The organism is Geodermatophilus sp. CPCC 205761 (assembly GCF_051383655.1).
Lineage (GTDB): Bacteria > Actinomycetota > Actinomycetes > Mycobacteriales > Geodermatophilaceae > Geodermatophilus.
Window position 1 is genome coordinate 1 of sequence record NZ_JALPKQ010000035.1, and the last position, 12275, is coordinate 12275.

Below are 12275 nucleotides of genomic sequence, written 5' to 3' on the forward strand. Positions count from 1 at the left end.
AGGGGCGTGAGCATCGCAGCGAGGAACGAGCGAGGAGCGGAGCGCCCCGCGGGAGCGAACCAGGGGGCGGCGTGAACGGGCTCGCCGAGCACCGCGACGAGGGGGCGCTGGCCACGCTGCGCCGGGGGCTGCGGATGATGCCCGAGTTCCGCCGCGGCCTGCCGGTCACCTTCACCCTCGCGCTGCTGGCGACCGCCGGCCGGGTGGTCGTGCCGATCGCCGTCCAGCAGGTGATCGACCGTGGCCTGTCCGGCCCCGGCGGCCCGGACCTCGGCCTGGTCCGCGACCTCGTGCTGCTGTGCGCGGTCGTCGTGCTGCTGACCGCCGTCGCGGTGTACGGGATGAACGTCCGGCTGTTCCGGACGACGGAGACCGCGCTGGCCGGGCTGCGGGCGCGGGCGTTCCGCCACGTGCACGACCTGTCGGTGCTGCACCAGCAGGGCCAGCGGCGCGGGTCGCTGGTCTCGCGGGTCACCAGCGACGTCGACCAGCTGTCCACCTTCATGCAGTGGGGCGGCGTCCTGGGCGTGGTGAGCCTGGGGCAGCTGCTCGTGGCCACCGTCGTGATGGCCGTCTACTCCTGGCAGCTGACCCTGCTCGTGCTGGTCTGCTTCGTGCCGCTCGCCCTCGCCCTGCGGTACCTCGCCCGGCGCCTGGCCGTCGTCCACGGCGTGGTCCGCGAGCGGGTGGGCGACGTGCTGGCCGCGGTCTCCGAGTCGGTGGTCGGCGCGCCGACCGTGCGCGCCTACGGCATCCGCGAGCGCACCGCCGCCCGCCTCGACCGCGCCATCGCGCGGCACTACCGCGCCCAGGTGCGGGCCCAGAGGACCACCGCCGCGGTGTTCGTCAGCGGGGAGATCGTCGCCGCGGTGGCCAACGCCGCCGTCGTGGTCGTCGGCGTCCTGCTCGGGCTGGACGGCGACCTGACCGCCGGCACCCTGGTCGCCTTCCTGTTCCTCGTCACCCTGTTCGTGGCGCCGGTGCAGACCGCCAGCGAGGTGCTCAACGAGGCGCAGAACGCCGTCGCGGGGTTCCGCCGCGTGCTCGACGTGCTCGCCACCGAGCCCGACGTCCGCGATCCCGCGGTGGACGACGCCGGGTCGGCCGCCGAGCTGCCGCCGGGCCCCCTCGGCGTGCGCTTCGAGCACGTCAGCTTCCGGTACTCCCCGGACGCCCGCCCGGCCCTCGACCGGGTCGACCTCACCATCGCGCCGCGGCGGCGGGTGGCGGTCGTCGGGGAGACGGGGTCGGGCAAGACGACGTTCGCCAAGCTGGTCACCCGGCTCATGGACCCCGGCACGGGTCGGGTGCTGCTCGGCGACGACGCCACCACGTGGGTGCCGCTGGACCGGGTGGCGTTCGGCTCGCTGCGCCGGCGGGTGGTCATGGTGCCGCAGGACGGCTTCCTCTTCGACGCCACCGTCGCCGACAACGTCCGCTACGGCCGGCCGGGGCTGACCGACGGCGAGGTGCTCGCCGCGTTCGACGACCTCGGCCTGACCGCCTGGGTGGCCGGGCTGACCGACGGCGTGGCCACCCGGGTGGGCCAGCGCGGCGAGTCGCTGTCGGCGGGGGAGCGGCAGCTGGTCGCCGTCGCCCGCGCCCACGTCGCCGACCCCGACCTGCTGGTGCTCGACGAGGCGACCAGCGCGGTCGACCCCGCCACCGAGCAGCGGCTGACCCGCGCGCTGGACACCCTCACCGACGGCCGGACGACGCTGACCATCGCGCACCGGCTGTCGACGGCGGAGCGGTCCGACGAGGTGCTGGTCGTCGACGCGGGCCGGGTGGTGCAGCGGGGCACGCACGCGGAGCTGGTCGGCGCCGAGGGCCCGTACGCGCGGCTGCACGCCTCCTGGCGGCGCTCGTCGCGCGGGGAGCCCCAGCCCGCCTGACCTCCCACGGCGGGCTGCCGCGCCCTAGCCTGCCGACGTGTCCACCTCCGCAGGCCGGGCCCGTCGCCGGGCCGAGACCGTCCCGCCGTCCGACCCGCGGATGCCCGGCGCCGCGCTGGCCGCGGGCATCGTGGGCATCGTCGGGGCGATGCCGGCCGCGTTCGTCGCCGTGCTCGCCGTGACGCTCGGCGGGCTGGACGCCGACACCGGACCCGATCCCTGGACCTACCTGCTCGTGGTGGCGCCGGTCCTGCAGCTGTTCGGGGCGCTGTGGCTGCTGGCCCGCCGCGGCTGGCTGCCGCTGGTCCTCGCCGTGCTCCCCGTGGCGGTGCTCACCGGGGCGGTCATCTGGGCCGCGGCCGACCAGGACACCGGTGGGGCGGGCTGGCCGCTGCTGCTCCTGGCCGGGCCGCTCGTCGCGGCCGGCCTGGCGCTCGCGCCGTCCGTGCGGCGGTGGATCGCCGGCCGCCCGGGCCGCACCCGGTGACCGCGCGCGTCCCCCCGCCGGGCTGAGGCCGGTCCCAGCCAGTCGCCCTACCCTGCGGCCATGCCGTCGTCCTCCTCGCGCAGCCGGGCGGTGGCGCGGCGCTCGCCCCGCGCCGCGCCGCGCCCGGCGCAGGCCCGGTACGCACCGGCTCCGCCGAGGCGCCCGCAGCTGGTCCCGTTCGCCGTCGCCTTCGGCGTCCTCACCGCCGCCGAGGACATCTACCTGGCCTACCTCCTCTGGGAGCCCGACCGCGGCTGGTACTGGTACGTCCTCCTGCCGCTGCTGCTGGCCGGCTGGGCGGTCGTCGGCGCCGGCATGGTATGGCAGGGCCGCCCGCGCGGCTGGCTGGTGCTGGCCGGCGCGAGCCTGCTGCCACTGCTGGCGCTGGTCGGGCTGGTCACCCTCTTCGGCGTCCTCGGCGGCGGTCAGGCGATGTCGTGGGCGCTGCTGCTGCTGGTCGGGCCGGTGGGCAGCCTGGTGCTGAGCGTGCGCCGCCCGATCCGGGAGTGGACGCGACCCGGCCGGGCGACGCCGGCGGCCGGGTCCGGTGGGCGGGGAGCCCGCGCCCGCTAGCGTGCGCTCCGTGACCGACACTGACGTCGTCGTGGTGGGTGCGGGGCTGGCCGGGCTGGTGGCCACCGCGGAGCTGGCCGACGCCGGCAAGCGGGTGGTCCTGGTCGAGCAGGAGCCCGAGGCGTCGTTCGGCGGCCAGGCCTGGTGGTCCTTCGGCGGGCTGTTCCTCGTCGACTCCCCGGAGCAGCGGCGGCTGCGCGTGCACGACTCGCTCGAGCTGGCCCGGCAGGACTGGTTCGGCACCGCCGGCTTCGACCGCGAGGAGGACCACTGGCCGCGCCGGTGGGCCGAGGCCTACCTGCAGTTCGCCGCGGGGGAGAAGCGGGCCTGGCTGCGCGAGCAGGGCGTCGGGTTCTTCCCCATCGTCGGCTGGGCCGAGCGCGGCGGGTACACCGCCACCGGCCACGGCAACTCCGTGCCGCGGTTCCACATCGTCTGGGGCACCGGACCGGGGCTGGTCGAGCCGTTCGCCCGCCGGGTGCGCGCCGCGGTGGACCGCGGGCTCGTGGAGCTGCGCTTCCGGCACCGCGTGGACGAGCTGGTGGTCGACGACGGCGTGGTGACCGGGGTGCGCGGCGGCGTCCTCGAACCCAGCGACGTGGCCCGCGGGGAGGCCAGCTCGCGCACGCAGGTCGCGGACTTCGAGATCGCCGCGCAGGCCGTCGTCGTCACCTCCGGCGGCATCGGCGGCAACCACGACCTGGTCCGGCAGAACTGGCCGGCCCGGCTGGGCCCGGCGCCGCAGCGGCTGCTGTCCGGCGTCCCGGCGCACGTCGACGGGCGGATGCTGCAGGCCACGGCGGCGGCCGGCGGGAACGTGATCAACGGGGACCGCATGTGGCACTACACCGAGGGGATCGCCAACCACTCCCCGGTGTGGGACCGGCACGGCATCCGCATCCTGCCCGGCCCGTCGTCCCTGTGGCTCGACGCGACCGGCAAGCGGCTGCCGGTGCCCCTGTTCCCCGGCTTCGACACCCTCGGCACGCTGGCCCACATCGGGCAGACCGGTCACGAGCACACCTGGTTCGTCGCGACGCACAAGATCGTGGAGAAGGAGTTCGCACTGTCGGGCTCCGAGCAGAACCCCGACCTCACCGGCAAGGACGTCAGGCTGCTGCTCAACCGGGTCAAGGCCGGCGTGGCCGGGCCGGTGCAGGCGTTCCTGGACCGCGGCGAGGACTTCGTCGTCGCCCGCACGCTCCCCGAGCTGGTGGCCGGCATGAACCGGATCACCGGCGGCGAGCCCGAGCTGGACCTGGCCACCGTCGAGGCCGAGGTGGTCTGCCGCGACCGCGCCATCGCCAACGAGTTCGGCAAGGACTCGCAGATCACCGCCATCCGCGGCGCCCGCCACTACCTCGGCGACAAGCTCATCCGGGTCGCCCCGCCGCACCGGCTCCTGGACCCGGCGGCCGGGCCGCTGATCGCCGTCCGGCTGAACCTGCTCACCCGCAAGACCCTCGGCGGGCTGGAGACCGACCTCTCCGGCCGGGTGCTGCAGCCCGGCGGCGCGGTGTTCCCGGGCCTCTACGCGGCCGGCGAGGTGGCCGGGTTCGGCGGTGGTGGCATGCACGGCTACCGCTCCCTGGAGGGCACCTTCCTGGGCGGCTGCCTGTTCTCCGGCCGGGTCGCGGGCCGGGCCCTGGCGGCGAGCCTGTGAGCCGGCCCGACCCCTGGTCGGACCCGGCCACCGAGACCGAGCACGGCGCGCCCTACGCCGGGCCGCCCGCCACGGGGCCGGTGCCCCCGTGGAGCGCGCCGTACGGCGCCCCGGCTCCCGGCTGGCCGGCGCCGTACGGCGCGTTCCCCTACGGCGGGGCCCCCTACGGCGCCCCCTGGCCGCGGCCGGCCGGACCGCGGCGGCCCGGCCAGGTGATCGCCGCGGCGGTGCTCGCCTTCGTGCAGGCCGCCGTCGTGGCACTGGCGTCGGCCTACGTCGTCCTGCTGGCGTCGCTGTTCACCCTCAGCGGGGGCGAGGCGGGCTTCCCGGCGGACGGCGGCGCGCTGGCCACCGAGGCGACCGTCGTGGCCTTCGTGCAGGTGGCGTCGGTGGTCGCCCTCGTCGTCGGCGGGATCATGGCGCTGAACCGCCGCAGCCGCGCCGCGCGCCAGACGCTGCTGGCCGCGCTCGCCCTGCAGATCGCGCTCGCCGTCTACTGGGCGGTGCGGCTGGTCGCCCTCGTCGAGGGCGCCGTCGGGCCCGATCCGTCGGCGGTGATGCTCTTCGGGGTGTTCTGCTTCGCCGCGGCCCCCGCGGTCGGGCTCGGGCTGCTGTGCAGCCGGGCCGCCCGCGCGTGGTTCGCCCCCGCCGCGGAGGCGGCTCCGCCCGGCCGGTGACCGGGGCGGTCGTCCGCGGGTGGGACGATCGGGTCCATGTCCGCCGCCCCCGCCCTGGACCCCGACGTCGCCGCGCTGCTGCGCCACGACCCCGCCGGCCTGGTCGCCGCCGTCGTGCAGCAGCACGACACCGGCGAGGTGCTCATGGTGGCCTGGATGGACGACGAGGCGCTGCGCCGCACCCTGACCACCGGCCGGGCCACCTACTGGTCGCGCAGCCGCGGGGAGTACTGGGTGAAGGGAGAGACCTCCGGCAACCGGCAGTGGGTGCGCGACGTGCGCCTGGACTGCGACGGTGACGCGCTGCTCGTGCTCATCGACCAGGAGGGCCCGGCCTGCCACACCGGCGAGCGCAGCTGCTTCCACCGCGAGCTGGAGGTGTCCCGTGCGGCTCGGTGAGACCTCGCCGTCCCGGGAGGAGTTCGCGGCGCTGGACCGGCCGGTGGTCCCGGTGACCCGCAAGCTGCTCGCCGACGGGGAGACCGCCGTCGGCATCTACCGCAAGCTGGCCGGCAACCGGCCCGGCACGGTGCTGCTCGAGTCGGCCGAGCAGGGCAAGCAGTGGTCGCGGTACAGCTTCGTCGGCGTGCGCAGCGCCGGGGTGCTGACCGAGCGGGACGGCCGGGCGGAGTGGCTCGGGCAGGCGCTGCCCGGGCTCACCGACGGCCTGCCGGCCGACCCGCTGGCCGCCGTCCGGACGCTGGCCCGCCGGCTGCGCTCCCCGCGGGACCCCGCGCTGCCGCCCCTGACCGGCGGGCTGGTCGGCTACCTCGGCTACGACGTCGTGCGGCGGCTGGAGCGGCTCCCGGTGCTGGCCACCGACGACCTCGGCATGCCCGAGCTGGCGTTGATGCTCGTCACCGACCTCGTCGTGCTCGACCACACCGACGGCACGGTGCTGCTGATCGCCAACGCGTTGCGCGGCGCGGGGGAGGCCGGCACCGGCTGGGACGACGCCGTCGCCCGGCTCGACGCGATGGCCGCCGACCTGGCCAAGGCGGCCGCGCCCGGGGTCGCCGTCTTCAGCACCGCCGAGGCGCCGCCGGTGGTCAGCAACATGGCCCCGGGTGTGTTCGAGGACGGCGTGGAGCGGGTGCGCGAGCACATCCGCGCCGGCGACGCCTTCCAGGTGGTGCTCTCCCAGCGGTTCGAGGTGCCGACCGAGGTCGACGCGCTGGACCTCTACCGGGTGCTGCGCGCCACCAACCCCAGCCCGTACATGTACCTGCTGCGCTTCGCCGGCCGGGAGACGCCCTTCGACGTCGTCGGCTCCTCGCCGGAGGCGCTGGTCACCGTGACCGGCAGCTCCGCCGTGGTCCACCCGCCGGCCGGCACCCGGCCCCGGGGGGCGACCCCCGACGACGACGTCCGGCTGGCCGAGGGGCTGCTGGCCGACCCCAAGGAGCGGGCCGAGCACGTGATGCTCGTCGACCTCGCCCGCAACGACCTCGGGCGGGTCTGCGTGCCGGGCACGGTCGAGGTGCCCGACTTCATGCGGATCGAGCACTACAGCCACGTGATGCACCTGGTCTCCACCGTGGCCGGCCAGGTCGCGCCGGAGTGGGACGCCCTCGACGTCTTCGATGCGACGTTCCCGGCCGGCACGGTCTCGGGCGCCCCCAAGCCGCGGGCCATGGAGATCATCGAGACGCTGGAGCCGACCCGCCGCGCCCTGTACGCCGGCACGGTCGGGTACGTCGACGCCAGCGGCGACCTCGACATGGCCATCGCCATCCGGACGGCGGTCCTCCACCAGGGGCGGGCTTACGTGCAGGCCGGCGCGGGCATCGTCGCCGACAGCGACGCGGCCACCGAGGAGGCCGAGACCCGGCACAAGGCCCGGGCCGTGCTGTCGGCCATCGCGACGGCGGAGGGGATGCGGGAACTCCCGTGAGCCGCTCTGCCGTCCTACCGGCTCCGCCGGGCGGAGGCGAACCGTGGGCACCGTGAGGCGTGACCGGCGTGAGCTGGCGGCCGCGGTCGCCGGGACGGCGCTGGCCGGGGGGCTGGCCCTGTCGGCGGGCGGCCAGACCTGGGTGACCGCCACCGTGCAGCGCCCCGAGCCGCTGCCGCCGACGACCGCGGAGCTGGCCGGCAGCTCGCTGGTGCCGCTGGTGTCCGCCGCGGGGCTGCTCCTGCTGGCCGCCGCGGTGGCGCTGCTCGCCGTCCGCGGGGCGGGCCGCTACGCCCTCGGGCTGCTGGTCGCCCTCGCCGGCGGGGTGCTCGCGTGGTCGGGCCTGCGCCCCCTGGTCACCGACGTCGGTGCGGCGGCCGCCGCCGTCATCGGCCCCGGCACCCGCGCGGACGCGCTGACCGCCGACGTGTCGGCCGGCTGGCCGGTGCTGGCGGTCGTCGCCGGGGCGGTCGCCGTGCTCTCGGGCCTGCTCACGGTGCTCCGCGGGCGGGCCTGGCCCGGCATGGGACGCCGCTACGAGCGCCGGCCCGCAGGCAGCACGGACACCCCCCGGCGGCAGCGGACCGACGAGGACCGCGCCCTGGACGCCTGGCGCGCGCTCGACCGCGGGGAGGACCCCACGGAGTCCGCGGCCGAACAACGCTGAGTACCCGGGGGTGGTGCGGGCCAACCGCCCGGGCGGGCGGACCCCCTGCCCCGCGGACGGTCGGCGGCCGCCCCGCCTCTAGAGTGGGTCCACGGATCGGGTCCCGGCCGGGGCCACGCCCCGCAGGGGCGGACCGTCGAACAGCAGCGGGGAGGCCGCGTGTCCGTGCTCGACGAGATCGTCGCCGGTGTTCGCGAGGACCTGGCGGCGCGCGAGGCGGTCACCCCGCTGGCCGAGGTCAAGGCAGCCGCGGAGGACGCCCGCCCGGCCCTCGACGCGCTGGCCGCGCTGCGCGCTCCCGGGGTCGGCGTCATCGCCGAGGTGAAGCGGCAGAGCCCGTCGAAGGGCGCCCTCGCCGACATCCCCGACCCCGCCGTCCTGGCCCGGCAGTACGCCGACGGGGGCGCGCGGGTGATCAGCGTGCTCACCGAGCGGCGCCGGTTCGGCGGGTCCCAGGCCGACCTCGCCGCCGTCCGCGCCGCGGTCGACGTGCCGATCCTGTGCAAGGACTTCGTGGTCAGCAGCTACCAGGTGCACGAGGCCCGCGCCCACGGTGCCGACGTCGTCCTGCTGATCGTCGCCGCGCTGGAGCAGAACGTGCTCGTGGGCCTGCTGGAGCGGGTCGAGTCCCTCGGGATGACCGCGCTGGTCGAGGTGCACACCGAGGCCGAGGCCGACCGCGCGCTGGCCGCCGGGGCGGCGGTGATCGGCGTCAACGCGCGCGACCTCACCACCCTCGAGGTCGACCGCTCCACGTTCGAGCGGATCGCCCCCGGCCTGCCCTCGGAGGTGGTCAAGGTCGCCGAGTCCGGCGTCCGCGGGCCGCACGACCTGATCGGCTACGCCGCCGCCGGGGCCGACGCCGTCCTGGTCGGCGAGGGCCTGGTCACCGCCGGCGACGCCCGCCAGGCGGTCGCGGACCTGGTGACGGCCGGATCGCACCCCGCGACCCCCCGCACCACCCGCTGATCCCGGCCTCCGTGCAGGGGCCCGCCGCGAGCCTGCGAGCGGTGGGGGGCAGGGAGGTCCTTAGTCTGGGCGCATGACGACGACCAGCCCACCGCAGCGGGGAGACCAGCTCCACCAGGCTCGCCCGGGCTGGCCCGACGCCACCGGTCACTTCGGCGTCTTCGGCGGGCGCTTCGTGCCCGAGGCCCTGATCGCCGCCCTCGACGAGCTGACCGAGGCCTACGAGGCCATGCGCGTCGACCCGGCGTTCCAGGCCGAGTTCGCCCGGCTGCAGCGGGACTACACCGGCCGGCCCAGCCCGATCACCGAGGTGCCCAAGTTCGCCGCCCACGCCGGTGGCGCCCGCGTGCTGCTCAAGCGGGAGGACCTCAACCACACCGGCTCCCACAAGATCAACAACGTGCTGGGCCAGGCGCTGCTCACCCAGCGGATCGGCAAGACCCGGGTGATCGCCGAGACCGGCGCCGGGCAGCACGGCGTGGCCACCGCGACCGCGGCGGCGCTCATGGGCCTGTCCTGCACCGTGTACATGGGCGAGGAGGACACCCGGCGGCAGGCGCTCAACGTGGCCCGGATGCGGCTGCTGGGCGCCGAGGTCATCCCGGTCACCACCGGCTCGCGCACGCTGAAGGACGCCATCAACGAGGCGTTCCGCGACTGGGTCACCAACGTCGAGACGACCAACTACGTGTTCGGCACGGTGGCCGGCCCGCACCCGTTCCCCGAGATGGTCCGCGACTTCCAGCGGGTCATCGGCGACGAGGCGCGCGCCCAGGTGCTCGAACGCGAGGGCCGGCTGCCCGACGCCGTCCTCGCCTGCGTGGGCGGCGGGTCCAACGCGATCGGCATCTTCACCGCCTTCGTCCCTGACGAGGGTGTGCGGCTGGTCGGCCTGGAGGCCGGCGGCGAGGGCCTGGAGACCGGCCGGCACGCGGCCACGATCACCGGCGGCTCGCCGGGCGTGCTGCACGGCGCCCGCTCGTACCTCCTGCAGGACGACAACGGGCAGACCATCGAGTCGCACTCGATCAGCGCCGGCCTCGACTACCCGGGCGTCGGCCCCGAGCACTCCTTCCTGCACAGCATCGGCCGGGCCGAGTACCGGCCGGTGACCGATGCCGAGGCCATGGAGGCCTTCGCCCTCCTGTGCCGCACCGAGGGGATCATCCCGGCCATCGAGTCGGCGCACGCCCTCGCCGGGGCGATGACCCTCGGCGAGGAGCTGGGACCGGACGCGCTGCTGCTGGTCAACCTCTCCGGCCGCGGCGACAAGGACGTCGAGACCGCCTCGCGCTGGTTCGGCCTCGGCGACCGCGACGAGGTCGACCCCGGCCCGGGCCTCGACACCGACCAGCAGCCGACCGAGGGTGCCGTGACGTCCGGCGACGCCGTGCCCGGCCAGGACGCGGGGGAGACGGCGTGAGCTCGCTGGCGACGAGGATCGGTGCGGCCCGCGCCGAGGGGCGGGCCGCGCTGATCGCCTACGTCCCGGTCGGGTACCCGAGCGTGGACGAGTCGATCGCGGCGATGGTCGCCGCGGTCGAGGGCGGTGCCGACGTCCTCGAGATCGGCGTCCCGTACAGCGACCCGGGCATGGACGGGCCGGTGATCCAGCAGGCCGTGGACGTCGCCGTCCGCGCCGGCGTGGGGATGCGCGACGTGCTGCGCGCCGTCGAGGCGGTCGCCGCCGCGGGCGCGGTGCCGGCGGTCATGAGCTACTGGAACCCGATCGAGCGCTACGGCGTCGAGCGGTTCGCCACCGACCTGGCCGCGGCCGGGGGGGCGGGCGCGATCACCCCCGACCTCATCCCCGACGAGGCCGCCGAGTGGCTGGCTGCGGCGGAGCGGGCCGACCTCGACCGGGTCTTCCTCGTGGCTCCGTCGTCCACCGACGCCCGGCTGGTCTCCACCACCGCGGCCTGCCGCGGGTTCGTCTACGCCGCCTCCACGATGGGCGTCACCGGCACCCGCGCCACGGTCAGCGACGCTGCCGAGAAGCTGGTGGCCCGCACGCGCGCCGCCGCCCCCGACCTCGCCGTCTGCGTGGGCCTGGGCGTCTCCAGCGCCGACCAGGCCGCCGAGGTCGCCGCCTTCGCCGACGGGGTCATCGTCGGTACGGCGTTCGTCCGCCCCCTGCTGGACGGCGCCGGCGCCGGGGGGGTGCGGGCGCTGGCCACCGAGCTCGCCGAGGGCGTGCGCCGCCGGGCCGGGGCGCACGCGTGACCGCGCTGGCGGCCATCCCGAGCCCCACCCAGGGCGTCTGGGAGCTCGGGCCCCTGCCGATCCGGGCCTACGCGCTGTGCATCATCGCCGGCATCGTCGCCGCGATCTGGCTGACCGACCGGCGCTGGCGGGCGCGGGGCGGAGCGGAGGGCGACGTCCTGGACATCGCGGTCTGGGCGGTGCCCTTCGGCATCGTCGGCGGCCGGATCTACCACGTGATCACCAGCCCCCGGCCCTACTTCGGCGAGGGCGGCGACCCGCTGCGCGCCTTCGCCATCTGGGAGGGCGGGCTCGGCATCTGGGGTGCGATCGCACTGGGCGGGGTCGGCGCGTGGATCGCCTGCCGGCGCCTCGGCATCCCGCTGCCGGCCTTCGCCGACGCGATCGCCCCCGGGCTGCTGGTGGCGCAGGCCATCGGCCGGCTCGGCAACTGGTTCAACAACGAGCTCTACGGCGGCCCCACCGACCTGCCGTGGGCGCTGACGATCTACGAGTGGACCGGCACCGGCGCCGTCGTCGGCCCCGGCGGGCAGCCGGTGGTGCTGGGCACCTTCCACCCCACCTTCCTCTACGAGCTGCTGTGGAACCTGGCCGCGGCCGCCCTGGTCATCTGGGCCGACCGCCGCTTCCAGCTCAGCCACGGCCGCGCGTTCGCCCTCTACGTGGCCAGCTACTGCGCGGGTCGGCTGTGGATCGAGCTGCTGCGCACCGACCCGGCGGAGACCTTCTTCGGCGTCCGCCTCAACGTGTTCACCTCCGTCGTCGTGGGCCTGCTGGCGGTGGCCTACCTGGTCTGGCAGCGCGGCCGCCCGCGCGAGGTGATCACCCGCGGGCGTGACCAGCGCGACAGCGCCGGGACCGGTGCCGGGACGGCCGACGCCGCTCCGACGGTGCCCGCCCGGGGCTCCGACGGGGCCGACGCCGAAACCCCTGGTGAGGCCGATCCGCGACGACAGGAGGAGGCCTGACGCGACGCGCCGGATGTGACGTTTGCCCGAGTGAGGCCTGTGTTACGGCTGTGTACCCTTCCCTCCAGACCTCCCAGTGATCCTGGCGGGTCGCACGCGTCGAAACCGGGCCAGTGCCGCCCCGCGGACGACAGCCCCGGGGGCACCACCCCCGAGGCTCGCGAGCCAGAGCTGACCCGGTGGTCGCACTGACCACCCAGCTCGCCGGCTCTCCCGCAGTGCCGCCCCACCGCCCTCTGACCCCCGGCCGGGCCCTCCG

At 76.3% G+C, this 12275-nt stretch carries 12 protein-coding genes; all 12 read left to right on the forward strand.

Features of this window, described 5'->3' with window-relative positions; genetic code table 11:
- Positions 1–71: 71 nt before the first annotated feature.
- The 12 genes from MY526_RS19100 to lgt all read left to right on the forward strand — a co-directional run bounded on the left by MY526_RS19100 (position 72) and on the right by lgt (position 12016).
- The gene (locus MY526_RS19100; RefSeq protein WP_436691546.1) at positions 72–1895 is read left to right on the forward strand and encodes an ABC transporter ATP-binding protein; all 1824 of its coding nucleotides are present in this window, start codon (positions 72–74) and stop codon (positions 1893–1895) included.
- A gap of 37 nt (positions 1896–1932) precedes the next feature.
- A complete protein-coding gene (locus tag MY526_RS19105) occupies positions 1933–2382 on the forward strand; it encodes a hypothetical protein (protein ID WP_436691547.1) in 450 nt (149 codons plus the stop codon).
- Positions 2383–2442: 60 nt separating this feature from the next.
- Positions 2443–2955 (forward strand): hypothetical protein, encoded by a 513-nt coding sequence (locus tag MY526_RS19110; protein WP_436691548.1) that lies wholly within the window; start codon positions 2443–2445, stop codon positions 2953–2955.
- A gap of 10 nt (positions 2956–2965) precedes the next feature.
- A complete protein-coding gene (locus MY526_RS19115; protein ID WP_436704832.1) occupies positions 2966–4618 on the forward strand; it encodes an FAD-binding dehydrogenase in 1653 nt (550 codons plus the stop codon).
- Positions 4615–5295: a hypothetical protein gene (locus MY526_RS19120; RefSeq protein WP_436704833.1), complete on the forward strand. Its 681-nt coding sequence runs from the start codon at positions 4615–4617 to the stop codon at positions 5293–5295. The genes MY526_RS19115 and MY526_RS19120 overlap by 4 nt, the downstream gene beginning before the upstream one ends.
- Before the next feature lie 36 nt (positions 5296–5331).
- Positions 5332–5694 (forward strand): phosphoribosyl-AMP cyclohydrolase, encoded by a 363-nt coding sequence (gene hisI, locus MY526_RS19125; protein ID WP_436704834.1) that lies wholly within the window; start codon positions 5332–5334, stop codon positions 5692–5694.
- Entirely contained in the window at positions 5681–7189 is a 1509-nt protein-coding gene (locus MY526_RS19130) for an anthranilate synthase component I (RefSeq protein WP_436691552.1), read from the forward strand. Before hisI ends, MY526_RS19130 begins: the two co-directional genes overlap by 14 nt.
- A gap of 43 nt (positions 7190–7232) precedes the next feature.
- Entirely contained in the window at positions 7233–7856 is a 624-nt protein-coding gene (locus tag MY526_RS19135) for a Trp biosynthesis-associated membrane protein (RefSeq protein WP_436704835.1), read from the forward strand.
- Between the two features lie 159 nt (positions 7857–8015).
- Positions 8016–8825, forward strand: a complete 810-nt coding sequence (trpC, locus tag MY526_RS19140) for an indole-3-glycerol phosphate synthase TrpC (protein ID WP_436691554.1) — start codon at positions 8016–8018, stop codon at positions 8823–8825.
- Positions 8826–8898: 73 nt separating this feature from the next.
- A complete protein-coding gene (gene trpB, locus MY526_RS19145; protein WP_436691555.1) occupies positions 8899–10248 on the forward strand; it encodes a tryptophan synthase subunit beta in 1350 nt (449 codons plus the stop codon).
- On the forward strand, positions 10245–11048 hold the full coding sequence (trpA, locus tag MY526_RS19150) for a tryptophan synthase subunit alpha (protein ID WP_436691556.1): 804 nt from the start codon (positions 10245–10247) through the stop codon (positions 11046–11048). The genes trpB and trpA overlap by 4 nt, the downstream gene beginning before the upstream one ends.
- Positions 11045–12016 carry a prolipoprotein diacylglyceryl transferase gene (gene lgt, locus MY526_RS19155; RefSeq protein WP_436704836.1) on the forward strand — a complete coding sequence of 324 codons (972 nt, stop codon included), beginning with the start codon at positions 11045–11047 and terminating at the stop codon, positions 12014–12016. Before trpA ends, lgt begins: the two co-directional genes overlap by 4 nt.
- The last annotated feature ends 259 nt before the right edge of the window (positions 12017–12275 follow it).

What these genes read in the sequence shown, in the direction of transcription:
- trpB (WP_436691555.1), top strand. Translation starts at nt 8,899, where the DNA reads ATGACGACGACCAGCCCACCGCAGCGGGGAGACCAGCTCCACCAGGCT.
- MY526_RS19110 (WP_436691548.1), top strand. Translation starts at nt 2,443, where the DNA reads ATGCCGTCGTCCTCCTCGCGCAGCCGGGCGGTGGCGCGGCGCTCGCCC.
- hisI (WP_436704834.1), top strand. Translation starts at nt 5,332, where the DNA reads ATGTCCGCCGCCCCCGCCCTGGACCCCGACGTCGCCGCGCTGCTGCGC.